A 17,338-nucleotide genomic window follows, 5' to 3' on the forward strand; every position below is an offset into this window, starting at 1 on the left:
CGCCGCGGGCCCCGCCGCGGCCCCCCCCCGGGTGGTCCCCGCCCCGGCGGGCCCGGCCACCACCGTGTGCGGCGAGCCGGGTGTGTACGTCTTCCACCGGCGCGCCCGCGACACCTGCCTTCCAGGACGGCCACCGCTCATGGACGCCCGCGGTTCCAGTGCAGGAACAGAACGCGCGGCCTCGCGGAGCCGGCGCCCGCGCCGGGTCGGGCCCCACGGCTTGAGCAGCCGTTCAGCGGGCCTGTGCGCGCAGTGCCGAGAGGGTGGCCGAGGTCAGCGGCCGTGGGGTGTGTTCGGGTTCGACGAGGACGACCGTGCAGTCGGCGGCGTGGGTGAGCGCGGTCGTCAGGCTGCCGTCGGCGAACTGGGCGAGGGGGCCGCGCGGTGAACGGCCGACCGCTATGGCGCGGGCGCCCACCTCGGCGGCGTGCCGGGCGAGGACGCCTCCCGCCGCGGCATGGTCGCCGACGCTGCTGAGGATCTGCCCCGTCACGGAGATGTCCAGTGCGGCGAGGCGGTCGAAGTGGGCGGTGACGGCGGCGCGGGCCTGGTCGGCGGTCTCGGTGTCGACGGCCTGTTCGTCCACGACGGCGGTCTGCTGCACATGGACGATCTCCAGCGGGCTGCCGGTGTCCTGGGCGAACCGGGCCGCGGTGTCGACGGTGGCGGCGGCCCCCTCGTGGGCGCCGACGGCGACGATGACCGGCCGGGTGCCGCGGCGCGGTGCGGTGCCGACGGGCGTGAGGAGCGGGGTCACCGGTGCGTCCTCGCCGGTGTCCATCTCGGCGGCGCGCAGCAGGCGGTGCCCGCTGGCCAGCACCGGGATGGCGAGTACGAAGGTGGCGGCGCCGAGGTAGAAGGGGACGCTGAGGTCGGTGGCGTCGGCGAGCTTGCCCGCCACGTAGGGGGCGAGGCCGCCACCGATGAAGCGCAGGAAGCCGTAGGCGGAGGAGGCGACCGGGCGCTCCACCGGGGAGACCAGCATGACGGCCTGGGTGGTGAGGGTGTTGTTGATGCCGATGAAGGCGCCGCTGAGGATGACCGCGACGATCACGACGGTGGGGGTCTCGACGCCCGCGGCGATCACGGCCAGCACGATGCCGAGGCCGAGCAGATTGGCGTAGAGCACGGGGGCGGTGCCGTAGCGGGCCTGCAGACGGGGAGCGAAGAAGACGCTGAAGGCGGCCACCAGCAGACCCCAGCCGGTGAAGACCAGTCCGAGCTGATGGGCGCTCAGCTCCATCGGGTACGGCGCGTACCCCAGCATGGTGAAGAAACCCCAGTTGTACAGCAGCGCCATGATGCCCATCGTCAGCAGGCCGCGGTGGCGCAGCGCCTTGAGCGGGTCGAGCGGCGAGCTGCGCCGGGCCGGCCGGGGCAGGGTGGGCACGAAGGCGAGGGTGGCGACGAGGGCGATGGCCATCAGCACCGCGACGCCGAAGAACGGTCCGCGCCAGCTGATCGCGCCCAGTTCCCCGCCGAGCAGCGGGCCGACGGCGATGCCGAGGCCGAGGGCGGTCTCGTACAGGATGATCGCGCCGCCGAACCCGCCGCTGGCCGAGGCGACGATCACCGCGAGCGAGGTGGCGATGAACAGGGCGTTGCCCAGACCCCAGCCGGCCCGGAAGCCGACGATGCCGTTGATGGAGCCGGAGGAGCCGGCCAGCGCGGCGAAGACGACGATGACCGCCAGGCCGATGACGAGGGTGCGCTTGGCGCCGAAGCGGCTGGAGAACCAGCCGACGACGAGCATGGCCACCGCGGTCACGATGAGATAGCTGCTGAACAGCAGGGAGACCTGGCTGGGTGAGGCGTGCAGGCTCTCGGCCAGGGCCGGCAGGATCGGGTCCACCAGGCCGATGCCCATGAACGAGATCACGCAGGCGAACGCGACGGCCCAGACGGCTTTGGGCTGCTTGAAGGGACTGGCGGCCTTTCCAGGGGATGCACTCATGTGTGCTTCTCTTCCGGAGCGTTGACGGGGACAGGGAAAAAGCGGGACGGGAAAGCGGGAGACGGGGAAGCAGGGAAGCGGGGAAGCGGGAGACGGGGAAGAAGACGGGCTCAGGAGGGGGCCGGGCGCTCGTGGTCGTCCCGGATGGCCCGGGCGAGGGCGGGCAGCGCGATGTTCACCGCGTCCCGTTCGCCCTCGGTCAGCCGCGCGACGAGGCCCTGGAGCGCCTCGGCGCGCTCCGCGCGTCGCTGCCGGAAGACGTCGAGGCCGGTGGGAGTGGCCGCCACCAGGACGCCCCGGCCGTCGCTGTGGTCGGCGGTGCGGCGCGCCAGGCCGCCCCGCTCCAGCCGGGTGATCAGCTGGGTCATGTTCGGCTGGGAGACGCCTTCGGCGCGGGCCAGTTCGGTCAGCCGCTGGGGGCCCTCGCGGCCGAGCCGGGCCAGCGCCGAGGAGGCCGCCGTGCTCAGGCCGCCGGCGGTGGCACTGCGGCGCACGTGGCGGACCAACTGCTCGACGGCGATGATCAGGTCCTCCGGTGAGACACCGGGGGCCGCCGGATCCATAACCCGCTTATGCATAACCGCATTATGCACTTAGATGTAATGTGAAACAAGATGCCCGGGGCGGGTCATCCGGAGTCGGACGTCCGGGAGTTCAGCAAGTTCGGGGAGTTCAGTGATCGACCGGCGGTCAGCCGTGGCCGGTCGGACGGTTCAGCCCGGTACGTCCATGCGCTGGGTGCCGATCACCGACAGCAACCGCAGCGCCTCCTCGTCCCGCGAGCCGGGCGCGGCGGTGTAGATGACGACGCGCTGGTCGAGGTCGGTGATGTCCAGGACGTCGCACTGGACGGTCACCGTGCCCACCAGGGGGTGCTGGAGCTTCTTGCACAGGGTGGGCTGCGCGGTCACGTCGTGGGAGTCCCACAGACGGGCGAACTCCTCGCTGCCGGCGAGGAGTTCGGCCACCAGGCCGGTCACCTCCGGGTCGTCCGGATAGCGGGCGGCGGCGGCCCGCAGATGGTGGGCGGAGGTGCGGGCGAACTCGTCGGTGCCCGAGGCGCCGTACAGCCGCCGCCCGCTCCTGCCGGGGCCGAGGAAGACCCGGCGGATCAGGTTGCGGTCGCGGCGGGGCAGGGCGGAGAAGTCCTCCATCAGCGTGGCGGCCAGGTCGTTCCAGGCGATCACCTCGTAGATCGCGGAGAGCACGAACGCCGCGGCCTGTGGCAGCCGCTGCAGCAGGTCGACGATGCTCTGGCGCACCACCCGGGGCGGACCGGGCGGCGGCAGCGGCGGCGCGCCCGCGAGGTGGTGCAGATGGGCGCGCTCGGCGTCCGACAGACGCAGCGCGCGGGCGATGCCGGTCAGCACCTCGTGCGAGGGGCGCGGGGCCCGTGCCTGTTCCAGGCGCGTGTAGTACTCGGTCGAGATGAACGCCAGCTGCGCCACCTCCTCACGGCGCAGTCCGGGCGTGCGCCGCCGTACACCGGCGGGCAGGCCCACGTCGGCGGGGGTGATCCGCTCGCGCCGGCTGCGCAGGAAGGATGCCAGTTCACGTCTGTCCACGCCTCCAGTGTCCGCCGGGCCGCCGGGGCCCAGCCAGGTACTGCCGATGCCTGGCTGGGCCCGGCCGCCCGGCGCAGTCTCGACGGCATGAACGAAACAGCGAACTCCGCACCCGTCCCGGCGACCTCGGCCCCGGCCGCGGGCCTGCTGGCCGGCAAGACCGGTCTGATCATCGGGGCCGGCCGGGGCATCGGCGCCGCCGCGGCCCGGCTGTTCGCCCGGGAGGGCGCCCGGCTGCTGCTGGCGTCCCCCACCGAGGCCCGGCTCAAGGCCGTGGCCGAGGAGATCAGGGCGACCGGCGCGAGCGTGGACCACATCGTGTGCGACCTGTCCGACCCGGCGTCCGTCCGGGCCGCCGTGGACCGGACGGTGAAGGTGTACGGCCGCCTCGACATCGCCTTCAACAACGGGGCGGCGGCCGTGCCGCCGAACCCGCTAGACCGGTTGCCCGAGGCCGACCTCGACCATCTGTACGCGGTGAACCTCAAGGGTCCCTGGGTCGCCGTGGCCGCCGAGGTCGCGGCGATGCGCGGCACCGCCGGGCGGGGCGCGATCGTCAGCACCTCCAGCGTGGGCAGCCTGATGGGCAACCCGTGGCTGCCCGCCTACGGTGCGATGAAGCGGGCCCTGAACAGCGTCACCGCGTCGGCCGCCGTGACCTACGGCCCGGAGAACATCCGGGTCAACGCCATCGCGCCGGGCACCACCCGCACCGACATGCTGGAGCACTGGAACGAGGCCGACCCGGGCGTCATCGACCGTCTCAACGCCCAGACCCCGCTGGGCCGGTCCGCCGACCCTGCGGAGATCGCCGAGGCGGCGGCCTGGCTGCTGAGCGACCGCGCGTCCTACGTCACCGGAACGGTCCTGCGCGTGGACGGCGGCATGCGCGCGTGACCGTCCCGACGCACGGGCCAGACCACCGACGACCGGTCACGGCTTCGAATGCCTTCGCAGCGGCCGTCCTCGGCGGCGACGGCGACGTGGTACGGCAGGCGGGCCGGGAAAGGCGCCTGCGGCCGGGCAAGCCGAGGCACCTGATCGGGAGGACATCCGCAGGGCGCCTGCCCAGGAGGAACCCGCACGGGCGGGAACCGGCGCATGGACCAGCGGTCGGGAACGTGCGGTGCGCCCCGCTTGGCCGGGGTCCGGGCCGCGGGCGCGGGGCGGTGCGCATCCGCGGGGCTCATGGGTGCCCCGCCGTTCCCATCCCGGGCGGCCGTCACGGCGCCCGCCCGCCCGGGCGCCCCGGCACGACTGGCCGCACCGCCCCGCGCGGGCTGCCGCGCGCCGTCTCCGTCAACGGGGGCGCCGCCCTGTTCGTCTCGGGCGCGGCCGACGCCATGGGCAAGCAGGCGTGGCAGCCCACCCCACCCGAAAACACCGCACAGGCCACCAGCCCACCCGACCCGAGAACGCCGCACAGACCGAGAGCGCCCCACAAGCCACCAGGCCCGCACGGACCGAGAGCGAACTTGCGAAGCGCCGGACCGCGCGGGACGTGGGCGCCTTGCGGGGCGTCGGCTCGCACGGACCGAGAGCGCTTCACGGGTCACCGGCCCGCACAGACCTGGAGCGGCTTGCGGGATGTCGGCTCGGGTGGGGGGGGTTACGTCAGTTCGGCCAGGAGGTCGCCGCCCTCCACCTGTTGGACGGGGTTGATGGCCAGGCGGGACACCCGGCCCGCCCGCGGGGCGGTGATCGCGGCCTCCATCTTCATCGCCTCGATGGTGGCCACCGTCGCCCCGGCCGCCACCTCGTCGCCCTCGGCGACCGCGAGCGTCACCACGCCCGCGAACGGCGCCGCCACATGACCGGGGTTGCCGCGGTCGGCCTTCTGCGTGGCCGGCACGTCCGAGGCCGCCGACCGGTCGCGCACCTGGATCGGCCTGAGCTGGCCGTTCAACGTGGCCATCACCGTGCGCATGCCCCGCTCGTCGGCGTTCCCGACGGCCTGCAACTCGATCAGCAGCCGCACCCCGGGCTCCAGGTCGACGGCGTACTCCGCCCCGGGGCGCAGCCCGTAGAAGAAGTCCTTGCTGTCCAGCACGCTGGTGTCGCCGAAGGTCTGCCGGTGGGTCTCGAACTCCCGTGTCGGGCCGGCGAACAGCAGCCGGTTCAGCGTCGCGCGCCGGGACTTCTCCAGGCCCTCGCGGTCGTCGGCGGTCAGCGCAGGCACGGGCTTGGCCTCGGCCCGGCCCCGCAGCGCCTTGGTGCGGAACGGCTCCGGCCAGCCACCGGGCGGGGTGCCCAACTCGCCGCGCAGGAAGCCGATGACGGAGTCGGGGATGTCGTACCGGTCCGGTGCGGACTCGAAGTCCTCCGGGCGTACGTCGGCGCCGACCAGGTGCAGGGCGAGGTCCCCGACGACCTTGGAGGACGGGGTGACCTTGACCAGCCGGCCCAGGATCCGGTCGGCGGCGGCGTACATGCCCTCGATGTCCTCGAACCGGTCGCCGAGTCCGAGCGCGACGGCCTGGGTGCGCAGGTTGGACAGCTGTCCGCCGGGGATCTCGTGGTGGTAGACCCGCCCGGTCGGCGAGGCGAGGCCCGCCTCGAAGGGCGCGTAGATCCGGCGGACGCTCTCCCAGTACGGCTCCAGGTCCCCGACGGCCTGGAGGTCGAGGCCGGTGGGCCGCGCCGAGTGGTCGGTGGCGGCGACGATCGCCGACAGCGACGGCTGTGAGGTGGTGCCCGCCATCGACGCCACCGCGCCGTCCACCGCGTCCGCGCCCGCCTGGACCGCGGCGAGGTAGGTGGCGAGCTGACCGCCCGCCGTGTCATGGGTGTGCAGATGGACCGGCAGGTCGAACTCGCGGCGCAGCGCCGTGACGAGCGTGGCCGCGGCGGGGGCGCGCAGCAGTCCCGCCATGTCCTTGACCGCGAGGACATGGGCGCCCGCGGCGACGATCTGCTCGGCCAGACGCAGATAGTAGTCGAGGGTGTAGAGGCGTTCGGACGGGTCGCTCAGATCGGCTGTGTAGCACAGGGCGACCTCGGCGACCGCGGTGCCGGTCTCGCGTACGGCGTCGATGGCCGGGCGCATCTGGCCGACGTCGTTGAGCGCGTCGAAGATCCGGAAGATGTCGATGCCAGTGGCGGCGGCCTCCTGCACGAAGGCGTCGGTGACCTCGGTCGGGTACGGCGTGTAGCCGACGGTGTTGCGGCCGCGCAGCAGCATCTGCAGACAGATGTTGGGCACGGCCTCGCGCAGGGCGGCCAGCCGCTCCCAGGGATCCTCGGCGAGGAAGCGCAGGGCGACGTCGTAGGTGGCGCCGCCCCAGCACTCCAGGGACAGCAGCCCGGGCAGGGTGCGGGCGACTACGGGGGCGACCGTGAGCAGGTCCTTGGTGCGCACCCGGGTGGCGAGCAGCGACTGGTGGGCGTCGCGGAAGGTGGTGTCGGTGACGGCGAGCGTCGGTGACTCGCGCAGTTCGCGGGCGAAACCCTCGGGGCCGAGCGAGACGAGTCGCTGCCGGGACCCGGCGGGCGGCTCGCCCGCGGGCAGCGAGGGCAGCTTGGTGACCGGGTCGATCAGGTCGGGCCGTTCGCCGTGCGGCTTGTTCACGGTGACGTCGGCGAGATAGGTGAGCAGTTTGGTGCCGCGGTCGGCGGAGGAGCGCGCGGTCAGCAGGTGGGGGCGCTCCTCGATGAACGAGGTCGTCACCCGTCCGGCCTGGAAGTCCGGGTCGTCGAGGACGGCTTGCAGGAAGGGGATGTTGGTGGCCACGCCGCGGATGCGGAACTCCGCGACGGCGCGCCGGGCGCGGACGATCGCGGCCTTCAGGTCCCGGCCCCGGCAGGTGAGTTTGACCAGCATCGAGTCGAAGTGCGCGCTGATCTCGGTACCGGCGTGGGTGGTGCCGCCGTCGAGGCGGATGCCCGAGCCGCCCGGGGAGCGGTACGCGCTGATCCGGCCGGTGTCCGGGCGGAAGCCGTTGGCCGGGTCCTCGGTGGTGATGCGGCACTGCAGCGCGGCGCCGCGCAGCGTGATGGACTCCTGGGTCAGGCCCAGGTCGGCGAGGGTGTGCCCGGCGGCGATCCGCAACTGGGCCTGCACGAGGTCGACGTCGGTGACCTCCTCGGTCACCGTGTGCTCCACCTGGATGCGCGGGTTCATCTCGATGAAGACGTGCCGGCCGGCGCGGTCGAGCAGGAACTCGACGGTGCCGGCGTTGCGGTAGCCGATCTCGCGGGCGAAGCGTACGGCGTCGGCGCAGATCCGCTCGCGCAGCGCGGGGTCCAGGTTCGGCGCGGGCGCGAGTTCGATGACCTTCTGGTGGCGGCGCTGCACGGAGCAGTCCCGCTCGAAGAGGTGTATGACATCGCCGTCGCCGTCGGCGAGGATCTGCACCTCGATATGGCGCGGGTCGACGACCGCCTTCTCCAGGAAGACGGTGGGGTCGCCGAACGCGGAGGCCGCCTCGCGGGACGCCGCCTCGATGGCCTCGCGCAGCTGGGCGGGTTCGGCGACCCGGCGCATCCCGCGGCCGCCGCCGCCCGCCACCGCCTTCACGAACACCGGGAAGCCGATGTCGTCGGCGGCCCGGACCAGTTCGTCCACGTCGGTGGAGGGCGCCGAGGAGCCCAGCACGGGCACGCCCGCGGCGCGGGCGGCGGCCACGGCACGCGCCTTGTTCCCGGTCAGTTCGAGCGTGTGGGCGCTGGGTCCGACGAAGGTGATGCCCGCCTGTTCGCAGGCACGGGCGAGTTCCGGGTTCTCGGACAGGAACCCGTAGCCGGGGTACACCGCGTCGGCGCCGGCGCGGCGTGCCGCGCCCAGGATCTCCTCGACCGACAGGTAGGCCCGTACCGGATGCCCGGGTACGCCGATCTCGTAGGCCTCGTCGGCCTTGAGCCGGTGCAGTGAATTGCGGTCCTCGTGCGGGAACACGGCGACCGTGCGCGCGCCCAGCTCATAGCCGGCGCGGAATGCGCGAATCGCGATCTCACCACGGTTGGCGACCAGCACCTTGCGGAACATCATCGACCCCTTCGGCCTGCCGGCGACGAACACCATCGTGTCGGCGACTCCCCTGCCCTGCCACGCGGCAACGTTAGGTGCGGGCGGACGACGGCTGAAGGGGACGAACATCACATTGACATCCGGGTCCGCCCGGGGGTTGCCCGAAGTCCTCTCGCGCCCCGGGGCCTGGCCGGGTGTCAGGGGCCGCTGCCCGGTGCCGGGAGGGCCGGCTCTCCGGCCGCGGCGAGCGGGGTCCGGGCACGCCCGTGCTCGGTCTCCCGTTCGCTGTCCCGTTCGCTGTCGCGTTCGCTGTCGCGTCGGAGGTCGCGTTCGAGGTCGTCGAGCGCGCGGCGTGCGGTGGCGATGCGTTCCGCGAGGTGCCGCCCCTCCTCGGGTGCGACGGGGGCGGGGCGCCGGGCGGGCGGCTCGTCCCGTTCCAGCTCGCGGGCCTCTTCGAGCGAGGTCAGCACCACTCCGATCAGCACGTTGACCAGGACGAAGGAGGCCAGCAGGACGTAGGAGGCGTAGTAGAGCAGGCTCCAGCGGGACACCTCGAGGCCGGCCCGGACCGCGTCCCCGATGCCGTCCAGCGTCATCAGGAGGAAGAGGGTGAGGACCGCCCGGCCGACGGATCCGTAGTGCTCGGGGTTCGACCTGCCGAAGAAGACCCAGCCGACCATGGCGTACACGTACAGCAGCAGCGCGCCGACGAGGAGGAAGCTCAGTGTGCCGGGCAGGCTGCGGGCCACGGCGACCAGCACGATGCGCAGTTGCGGCAGGAACCGGGCGGTGCGCAGCACCCGGGCCAGCCGCAGCAGCCGCAGCACGGTGGTGTTCTCGCGGACGACGGGCAGGAAGGCGCACAGCACGACGGCCAGGTCGAAGAGGTTCCACGGGTCCTTCCAGAACTCCCGTGGCCGGTCCGCGTGGGCCGCGAGGCGCAGCAGGATCTCGATGGTGAAGACGGCGAGGCAGGCGTGTTCGGCGAGCCTCAGCCAGTGCTGCCAGTCGGCGACGAGGCCGGTGTAGGTCTCCACGCCCAGCAGTGCCGCGTTCGCCAGGATCACCGTGAAGACGGTGAGGGCGAACCAGCGGGCCTCCGTGACGGCCCGGCAGCGCCGGGCCAGATCACGCCGGGCGGATAACGGCATCGGCTCGGCCGCGTGCTGGTGCTGGTCCGACTCGTCCGACATGGTGCTGCTTCCGTTCCTTCACACGCCGCGCTCACCCGGCCGGCCGGGCCCGGCGGCACGGCTGTCGAGTGATCACCTTCCAGGAGAGATTTCTACAGCACTGTAGAAAGCGGCGGGGAACGGGTGCGGGCAGCTCGGGCCCGCGGGTCGCAGTACGGGGCACGGGGCCGGGGGCGAGGCGGCCGACGCCAGGAGCGCGGCGCACTCGGGCGCGGCGTCCACAACGCCGGCCGAGGGCGCCCGACCTCGCACGCAGGCGCCGCCTCGGCCGCCGGCCGGGTCCGCGGGGGGCCCGGCCGGCGACGCGGACCGCACGACGGGAGCGCCGGCGGGCCGTGGGCCGCCGACCGTCCGCCCGGGGCGCTCTCGGCGGGGTCAGCGTTCCTCGCGGAAGGCGACGTGCCGTCCCGCCACGGGGTCGTACTTGCGCAGTACGAGCCGGTCGGGGTCGTTCCGTCGGTTCTTGCGGGTCACATAGGTGACGCCGGTCGCGGCCGTCGACCTCAGCGTGACGACGGGACGCGTGATGCTGCGTGCCATGGGGATCTCCTCTCCGGCCGCATCCGCACTTTTGTGGCGCGCATGACAGCCATGCAGCCTGCAACAAGTACCCCGGGGCACGCATTCCCGCCCACCGCGGGCGGCCTCGCACGGAGCCCGGCCGCCCGGTCAGGGAGCGTCGCCGCGCCAGTCGTAGTGGCGGCCGTCCGGCGACCGGGGCGCGTACAGGGCCCGGCCGCCGGGGCCGTAGCGGCCCAGCTCGGTCCCCAGCGCCACCTGCTCCCCCGTCGCCCGCTCGGGTCGCCCGGTGACGTCCAGGAGCAGCCCGTCCAGGGGTCCCCCGACCAGTTCCGCGTAGCTGCGGCCGGGCCGGGGACCCGCGTCCTCATGATCGGCCCCGTACACCCGGCCGCGCATGAACTCCCGCTCATCCATGACATGCAGGGTCGCATCCGGCACTGACATCGACAGCGCCACGCGGGTTCCGGTGGTCGTGGCTCCGGCGCCGGCCGACACCGGCGGCCCGCGCCCGGGTCCTGGCGCAGCTTCCCGTCCCCGCGTCACCGCTCCCCGCCCGAGGCATCATGAGGCGCCGCCCGCGACATCGTGACGCGCCGCCCAAGATACCGGACATATCAGCTTTAAACGTGTGTTATTCATCCATGCACAAACCTTCGCGGCGTACCTTGCTCACCGCCTCGGTCGCGGCCGTCGGCTCGGGGCTCCTGTCGGCCTGCACCGAAAACGGCTCGCACCCGCAGTCCCGACCAGAAGCCGGCGCGACGGCCAAGGGCCCGGCCAAGGGTCCGACCAGGGGCCCCAACCACGGCTTCGTGCCCCCGGGACCCAGGGGATTCGTGAACCCCTCCGGTCCCGAGGTGCACGCCGCCGAACGCAGACGCGGCTCCGGGCCCGTACGCAGGTTCGAGTTCACCGCCGCCGAGACGACCGTGGACCTGGACGGACGAAAGGTTCGCACCTGGGCCTACGGTGACAGCGTGCCGGGCCCGCTGGTCCGCGTCACCGCCGGCGACGTCCTCAGCCTCAATCTCGCCAACCACCTGCCCGCCGAGACCACGCTCCACTCGCACGGCGTGCGCATGCGCTGCGACATGGACGGCGTGCCCAGCCTGACCCAGGAATCCATCGCGCCCGGCGCCGACTTCACCTACCGCTACACCGTCAGCCACCCCGGCACCTATCTGTTGCACTCGCACTCCGGCATGCAGCCCGACCGCGGCCTGTACGCCCCGTTCATCGTCGACGACCCCAGGGAGCCACTGCACTACGACAAGGAGTGGCTGATCGTCCTCGACGACTGGATCGACGGCGTCGGCGGCTCCACCCCGGACGAGGTCCTCTCGGAACTGCGGCACGGCAAGACCATGTCCATGGACGGCATGGGCATGGACAAGGGGATGGGCAACGGCCCCGAAGCCGGCGGCCACGGCGCCTCCGCCCCGCCGCACCCGGCCCCCGCCCCCGCGAAGCCGAAGGGGCCCTCCCGCATGCTGCACGGCAAGCGCAGCGCCATCCTGCACAGCGTGGGCGGCAATGTCGCCTACCCGCACTACCTCGCCAACGGCCGGCTGCCCGGCAACCCGTCGGTGTTCCGGGCCCGGCCTGGCGAGCGGATCCGGGTACGCATCATCAACGCGGGCTCGGACACCGCCTTCCGGGTCGCCCTCGGCGGGCACAGGATGATCGTCACCCACACCGACGGCTACCCCGTCGAGCACACGGAGACCGACGCGCTGATCCTCGGCATGGCGGAACGTTACGACGTGCTGATCACCGCGAAGGACGGCGTCTTCCCGTTCGTCGCGCTCGCCGAGGGCAAGGGCTCCCGCGCCATGGCCCTGCTGCGCACCAGCGGCAAGGACTCCGCGCCGCGGGCCGACGCCTACCCGGATGAGCTGGACCGCGAGTTGGTGCCGGCCCGGCGGATCAACCCGGACGAGTCCGTCGCCCTGTCCGATCGCAAACCCGACCGCGAGATCCGGATCAGGCTCACCGGTGACATGAAGCAGTACAACTGGTCGTTCGACCACAAGCCGTACTCGCTCACCCAGCGCCATCCCATCCGGCAGGGCGAGCGGGTCCGCCTCACCCTCATCAACGGCACCGACATGTGGCACCCGATGCATCTGCACGGCCACACGTTCGCGGTCGTCGGCCTCAATGGGGTGGGCGCCCGCAAGGACACCTCGATCGTGCTGCCGCACCGCAAGCTCGTCGTCGACTTCGACGCCGACAACCCCGGGCTGTGGATGCTGCACTGCCACAACCAGTACCACTCCGAGTCGGGCATGATGACCATCCTCGGCTACCGCACCTGATCCCTGGCCGGTGCCGGCCGCCGTGGTCCCCGGACGACGGCCGGCGCCGGCCGCGCACGGCCCGAACCGTCCGCCGCCCCGGCTCGGCCACCCTCACCGCCCGTCGTGGGGCGCGAGTGGTGGATCTCCCGGGACGGTCGTAGCGTCGGTACAGAGGCGGCGGCGTCCGAAGCGGCGGGACCGCGAGTGCGGCTAGGCGGGCGGGAGCGACCATGCGCAGACCAGTGCGGCGTACCGCGATCATGCTCTGGGCGGGTGTACTGCTCGCGGGAGCCGCGACGACGGGCGCGGCGGCCCCGTCGGCGCGGGTGCCCGCCGGTCACCAGGCGCGGCAGAGCGCGACACCCGTCCTCGTGGACTGCTTCTGGCACTCCAGCGTGCGGCCCGGCGACTTCATCCTCGCCTGCGGTGACGGCAACAGCCGCCTCACCGGGCTGCGCTGGACGCAGTGGGGCCGGGAGGCGGCGACGGCCCAGGGCGTCAATCTGGTGAACGACTGCAAGCCGTACTGCGCCGCGGGCAAGTTCCACGGCTACCCGGTCACCGTCCGCCTCGAACACCCCGAGCGCTGGCAGCGGCACCCGGGGCTCGACCACTACACACGGATCAGCCTCACCTACGCCGAGAGCCGGCCGGAAGACTATGAGCGGGTGACGACGCTGCCCCTGTGGAGCTGACCGGGGCCGGGGCCGCACCGGGGCGGGCCCGCCGCCGCGGCGTCACACCAGCCGGGTCCTCGCCGCTGGCACTCAGTGACACTCGTCACTGACATATTCGACAAAAAGGGACAGACTGGAGGCCCCGCGACCGCGACTTCGAGGAGCCGCACCGCATGGCACACGGAGCCCACCACAGCCCCTTTCTGCCTCCCCGCCCGGATCTGAGCCTGGCCCGTGACTGCGAGCACTGCCTCGGCTGGGGAACCGTCATCACCTTGGACGGCCGCCACGAGTTGTGCCCGACCTGCCAGCCGGGCACCGGCGACGACGAGGCCATCCCCGACACCGCCGCCCCCCTATGAGGCGGCCGCCGGGCCGTCAGCCGCCGCCGGCACTCAGTGCCTGGCTGTCTTACCCGCCCCTGCCGCCCCACCGCACACACATCATCACGATGCGGCACCGACACCCCCTGACGCTCTCGGCACACTTGACTACCCGCGGTCACCCGCGATTGGCTCCGGCCCGGAGAGCGGACCGGTCGACGCGCCCGAGCACCGGGCCCGCCCTCCGTTCCGCTCATGCACGGCCGCACAGCGAGGTACCGCACTTCCATGAACACGTCTCACCCACGCCCCTCCCCCGGCAGACCGGCGCACACCACGGCGCTGATGGCCGCCGCCGCGGCGGGCTGTCTGCTGGTGGCCGGCTGCTCAGGCACCGACGGCACGCGGTCGTCGGCCGACACCGGCCGGGCGGGCGCCGCCCGGCTGAAGATAGCCCTGATCAGCCACGGCGACCGGGGGGACGCCTTCTGGGACCTGGTGCGCAAGGGAGCCGAGGCGGCCGCGGCCAAGGACGGCGTCGAGCTGACCTACGCGAACGACCCCGACCCCGCCGGGCAGGCCGAGTTGGTCCGCGACGCGATCCGCGACAAGGTCGACGGCATCGCCGTGACGCTGGCCAAGCCCGAGGCCATGAAGAGCCCGCTCGACCAGGCGAAGGCGGCGGACATTCCCGTCGTCGCGCTCAACTCCGGCATCGACGCCTGGCAGTCGGCGGGCGCCCTGGAGTACTTCGGCCAGGACGAGAGCATGGCGGGCCGTGCCGTCGGCGACAAGCTGGACGACCTGAAGGCCAAGCACGCCCTGTGTGTGATCCACGAGCGCGGCAACATCGCCGTCGAGGCCCGGTGCGCGGGTGTGAAGAAGACGTTCGACGGCCTGACCACCATCGCCTACGTCGACGGCACCGACATGGGCGCGGTCACCGAGGCCGTCGCGGCCCAGCTGCGGCTGGACCCCGACATCGACGAAGTGGTCACCAACGGGGCGCAGTTCGCGCTCGCCGCGGTCAAGTCCGTCAAGCAGGCCGGCAGCCGGGCCCGGGTGGCGACCTTCGATCTCAACGACGACCTGGTCAAGGCCGTGCGCAGCGGTGATGTGCAGTTCGCGGTGGACCAGCAGCCCTACCTCCAGGGCTATCTCGCCGTGGACGCCCTGTGGTTGTACCGGACCAACGGCAACGTCAGCGGCGGCGGGGTGTCGCCCGTGCTCACCGGCCCCGCCTTCGTGACCAGGACGAACGTGGCCTCGGTGGCGAAGTTCGCCGCCAACGGGACGCGCTGATCCGGCCGTTCGTCCGGACCGACGTCAACGATTCGACCACTCTTGGCACATGCGGTCACATGTGCGGATAGCATCCTGCGCACCCCTCCTGCCGCATCGGGCACGCGGTCACCCGCCGTCTGTCCTCCCCTCCCGCCCCCGAAGACCGCCTCTAGGACGACGATGTCTGAACGGACAGGTGCCCGGCGCCGTCTGGGCTCCATACGGCTCTCCCTGATCCTGCTGGCCCTCGTGCCGAGCGTCTCCCTCGCCGCCGTCTGGGGCGTGACCACGACCCAGATGTTCTCGGAGGGGCTGCGGCTGCGGACGCAGACGCAGTTGAGCCGGTCGACCGGGGCCATGGGCACCGAGGCCACTCTCGCGTTGCAGCGGGAACGCCGGCTGTCCGCCGCGTGGCTCGCCGCCCCGCACGGCTCCCGGGCGGCGCTCGACGCCCAGCGCAGGACGACGGACGCGGCCGTGGCCGAACTGGTCGGGCAGACGAAGGAGATCCGTCGGGCCCCGGCCCGCGTCAAGGACCGTGTGTACTCGGTCGTCGCCTCGGTCGGCAGCCTGGAGTACTACCGGGGCCAGGTCGACCACCCCACCGACATCACCGCCGAACAGGTGCTGGACCAGTACACCGCGATCATCGACGACCAGATCCACGCCTTCCAGGAGCTGTCCCAGGTCGACGACGGCGACCTCACCTCGCAGGCCGGGCCGCTCGTCGCGCTGGAGCACGCGGCCGAGCAGGTCTCCCGGGAGGACGCGCTGCTCGCCCTCAGCTGGTCGTCCGGGCAGCTCACCGACGACCAGTGGACCGCGTTCACCCAGCTGGTGAACGCCCGCCGCTGGCTGATCGAGGACCAGGCGGTGCCCGCGCTGCGCGGCAGCGCCAAGATACAGACCGAACAGATCCTGCAGAGCGCCGAGTGGAAGGCGCTGGAGCGCGTCGAGGACCGGATCCTCGCCGCGCGGTCCACGGCGGACGCGGCGGACGGCCGGGTCGCGCTCCCCGACGCGCGGGCCGAGTGGAGCGCCGCGCTGACCGAAGTGAGCACCCGCTACGCCGGACTGATCCGGCATCAGACGTCCGCGCTGCTCGACCGCAGCGCCGCGCGGGCGCACGACCTGCTGGTCACGGCCGCCTCGTTGAGCGTCGGCGGGCTCGTCGCGCTGCTGCTGTGCGTCGGCATGTCCTGGCGTATCACCCGCTCGCTGTCCCGGCGGCTGCGCGGGCTCAGGGAGGCCACGCTCGGCCTGGCCGAGGATCGGCTGCCGGACGTGGTCGCCCGGCTGGAGCGGGGCGAGCGGGTCGACGTGGAGCTGGCGACGCCGCCGCTCGACTACGGACGCGACGAACTCGGCCAGGTGGCACAGGCGTTCAACGCCGCCCAGCGCACGGCCGTGCACACCGCCGTCGAACTCGCCGACACCCGGCGCGGGTTCCAGAAGGTCATCCTCGGCATCGCCCGGCAGAGCCAGAACCTGGTGAACCTCCAACTCAGCAAGCTGGACGCGCTGGAACGGCAGCACACCGACCCGGACGTCCTCCGGGGCCTGTACGAACTGGACTCCACGGCGAGCCAGTTGCGCCGCTACGAGGAGAACCTCGTCATCATCAGCGGCGAGCAGCCCCGGCGCAGCTGGAGCGAACCGGTCGCGCTGATCGACATCCTGCGCAGCGCCGTCGGCGAGGTCGCCGAGTACCAGCGGGTCGAGGTGCACGCCGACGACGAGGTGAGCCTCGCCCCGCCCGCGGTCGCGGACGTGATCCATCTGCTCGCCGAACTCATCGACAACGCGACCGTCTACTCGCCCGCGCCCAGCCCGGTCGGGGTGCGGGCCGCGCTGGTCGCCAAGGGACTGGCCATCGAGGTCGAGGACCGCGGCCTCGGCATGTCCGAGGAGGACTACGCCTCGCTCAACGCCCAGCTGGCGGTGGCGCCCCCGTTCGACGTGGTCGGGCTCGCCGACGACCTGCGGCTCGGCATGTTCGTCGTCGCCCGGCTCGCCACCCGGCACGGCATCGCCGTCACCCTGCGCCCGTCGCCGTACGGCGGGACCACGGCGATCGTGCTGGTGCCGCACGAGATCGTCGTCCGCGACATCCCCGACGCGCCCGCGGCCCCAGATCATCCGCGCAAGGACACCACGGAGCACGCCGCGAAGCAGACGGCGGGGCGGGGCCCGGGCGGCGGCGCGGGGAGCGCCGTGGCGACGGCCGTCGCCGAGCGGCCCCGGCCCGCCGGCCCGGCCAGGTCCGCCGCGGCCCCCCGCCCGGAGGAGACCGCGGGCGCCGGCTCTCTCGCGCCGCTGCCGCGCCGGGTGCCGCAGACCAGCCTGGTCCTGGAGCTGCGCGAGGACGCGCCGCAGGCCGGGGACACGGGCCACGACGACTTCACCGCGGAACGCGCCGCATCCTCGCTCGGCGGGTTCCAGCGCGGCACGCTGCGGGCCCGTGACGAGGACGCCGAGATGCCCGCGGAACCGCCCGAGACCGAGGGCCTCGATGCCCGACTCCGCCCGCCGACCGCTCACGAAGGACGCTGAC

The 17,338-nt window shown here is 73.0% G+C and carries 13 protein-coding genes; 6 read left to right on the plus strand and 7 right to left on the minus strand.

Features of this window, described 5'->3' with window-relative positions; genetic code table 11:
• Window positions 1–232: 232 nt before the first annotated feature.
• The 3 genes from ABT245_RS41925 to ABT245_RS41935 all read right to left on the minus strand — a co-directional run bounded on the left by ABT245_RS41925 (window position 233) and on the right by ABT245_RS41935 (window position 3,519).
• On the minus strand, window positions 233–1,954 hold the full coding sequence (locus ABT245_RS41925) for an MFS transporter (RefSeq protein WP_351745213.1): 1,722 nt from the start codon (window positions 1,952–1,954) through the stop codon (window positions 233–235).
• A 110-nt stretch (window positions 1,955–2,064) separates the two neighbouring features.
• On the minus strand, window positions 2,065–2,532 hold the full coding sequence (locus ABT245_RS41930) for a MarR family winged helix-turn-helix transcriptional regulator (RefSeq protein WP_351745216.1): 468 nt from the start codon (window positions 2,530–2,532) through the stop codon (window positions 2,065–2,067).
• 135 nt (window positions 2,533–2,667) lie between these two features.
• Entirely contained in the window at window positions 2,668–3,519 is an 852-nt protein-coding gene (locus tag ABT245_RS41935) for a helix-turn-helix transcriptional regulator (protein WP_351745219.1), read from the minus strand.
• A gap of 87 nt (window positions 3,520–3,606) precedes the next feature.
• Between ABT245_RS41935 and ABT245_RS41940 the strand changes: the two genes are divergently transcribed.
• Window positions 3,607–4,416 (plus strand): SDR family NAD(P)-dependent oxidoreductase, encoded by an 810-nt coding sequence (locus ABT245_RS41940; RefSeq protein WP_351745222.1) that lies wholly within the window; start codon window positions 3,607–3,609, stop codon window positions 4,414–4,416.
• Window positions 4,417–5,128: 712 nt separating this feature from the next.
• Here ABT245_RS41940 and ABT245_RS41945 read toward each other — a convergent pair.
• The 4 genes from ABT245_RS41945 to ABT245_RS41960 form a co-directional block, all read right to left on the minus strand.
• Window positions 5,129–8,503 (minus strand): pyruvate carboxylase, encoded by a 3,375-nt coding sequence (locus ABT245_RS41945; protein WP_351745282.1) that lies wholly within the window; start codon window positions 8,501–8,503, stop codon window positions 5,129–5,131.
• A 179-nt stretch (window positions 8,504–8,682) separates the two neighbouring features.
• Entirely contained in the window at window positions 8,683–9,678 is a 996-nt protein-coding gene (locus ABT245_RS41950; RefSeq protein WP_351745224.1) for an ion transporter, read from the minus strand.
• A 375-nt stretch (window positions 9,679–10,053) separates the two neighbouring features.
• Window positions 10,054–10,218, minus strand: coding sequence for a 50S ribosomal protein L33 (gene rpmG / locus ABT245_RS41955; protein WP_351745226.1), 165 nt, complete (start codon window positions 10,216–10,218; stop codon window positions 10,054–10,056).
• Between the two features lie 129 nt (window positions 10,219–10,347).
• Window positions 10,348–10,614 (minus strand): hypothetical protein, encoded by a 267-nt coding sequence (locus ABT245_RS41960; RefSeq protein ID WP_351745229.1) that lies wholly within the window; start codon window positions 10,612–10,614, stop codon window positions 10,348–10,350.
• Between the two features lie 227 nt (window positions 10,615–10,841).
• On the opposite strand from ABT245_RS41960, the gene ABT245_RS41965 reads away from it, so the two are divergent.
• From ABT245_RS41965 to ABT245_RS41985, 5 genes are all read left to right on the plus strand, one after another.
• Complete coding sequence (locus ABT245_RS41965; protein ID WP_351745232.1) at window positions 10,842–12,518, plus strand: multicopper oxidase family protein; 1,677 nt, start codon at window positions 10,842–10,844, stop codon at window positions 12,516–12,518.
• Window positions 12,519–12,730: 212 nt separating this feature from the next.
• Window positions 12,731–13,195, plus strand: coding sequence for a hypothetical protein (locus tag ABT245_RS41970; protein ID WP_351745234.1), 465 nt, complete (start codon window positions 12,731–12,733; stop codon window positions 13,193–13,195).
• Between the two features lie 155 nt (window positions 13,196–13,350).
• Window positions 13,351–13,539: a hypothetical protein gene (locus ABT245_RS41975; RefSeq protein WP_351745237.1), complete on the plus strand. Its 189-nt coding sequence runs from the start codon at window positions 13,351–13,353 to the stop codon at window positions 13,537–13,539.
• 249 nt (window positions 13,540–13,788) lie between these two features.
• Window positions 13,789–14,802, plus strand: a complete 1,014-nt coding sequence (locus tag ABT245_RS41980; protein ID WP_351745240.1) for a sugar ABC transporter substrate-binding protein — start codon at window positions 13,789–13,791, stop codon at window positions 14,800–14,802.
• Window positions 14,803–14,964: 162 nt separating this feature from the next.
• Window positions 14,965–17,337, plus strand: a complete 2,373-nt coding sequence (locus tag ABT245_RS41985) for a sensor histidine kinase (protein WP_351745243.1) — start codon at window positions 14,965–14,967, stop codon at window positions 17,335–17,337.
• Window position 17,338: the final 1 nt, after the last annotated feature.

Source organism: Streptomyces sp. NPDC001508 (assembly GCF_040298665.1).
Classification (GTDB): domain Bacteria; phylum Actinomycetota; class Actinomycetes; order Streptomycetales; family Streptomycetaceae; genus Streptomyces.

Bases quoted from the DNA above. Each gene is read 5' to 3' on its own strand.
- ABT245_RS41965 (WP_351745232.1), top strand. From the start codon at position 10,842: ATGCACAAACCTTCGCGGCGTACCTTGCTCACCGCCTCGGTCGCGGCC.
- ABT245_RS41930 (WP_351745216.1), bottom strand. From the start codon at position 2,532: ATGCATAAGCGGGTTATGGATCCGGCGGCCCCCGGTGTCTCACCGGAG.
- ABT245_RS41975 (WP_351745237.1), top strand. From the start codon at position 13,351: ATGGCACACGGAGCCCACCACAGCCCCTTTCTGCCTCCCCGCCCGGAT.
- ABT245_RS41970 (WP_351745234.1), top strand. From the start codon at position 12,731: ATGCGCAGACCAGTGCGGCGTACCGCGATCATGCTCTGGGCGGGTGTA.
- ABT245_RS41960 (WP_351745229.1), bottom strand. From the start codon at position 10,614: ATGGATGAGCGGGAGTTCATGCGCGGCCGGGTGTACGGGGCCGATCAT.
- ABT245_RS41925 (WP_351745213.1), bottom strand. From the start codon at position 1,954: ATGAGTGCATCCCCTGGAAAGGCCGCCAGTCCCTTCAAGCAGCCCAAA.
- rpmG (WP_351745226.1), bottom strand. From the start codon at position 10,218: ATGGCACGCAGCATCACGCGTCCCGTCGTCACGCTGAGGTCGACGGCC.
- ABT245_RS41980 (WP_351745240.1), top strand. From the start codon at position 13,789: ATGAACACGTCTCACCCACGCCCCTCCCCCGGCAGACCGGCGCACACC.
- ABT245_RS41940 (WP_351745222.1), top strand. From the start codon at position 3,607: ATGAACGAAACAGCGAACTCCGCACCCGTCCCGGCGACCTCGGCCCCG.
- ABT245_RS41950 (WP_351745224.1), bottom strand. From the start codon at position 9,678: ATGTCGGACGAGTCGGACCAGCACCAGCACGCGGCCGAGCCGATGCCG.
- ABT245_RS41985 (WP_351745243.1), top strand. From the start codon at position 14,965: ATGTCTGAACGGACAGGTGCCCGGCGCCGTCTGGGCTCCATACGGCTC.
- ABT245_RS41945 (WP_351745282.1), bottom strand. From the start codon at position 8,503: ATGTTCCGCAAGGTGCTGGTCGCCAACCGTGGTGAGATCGCGATTCGC.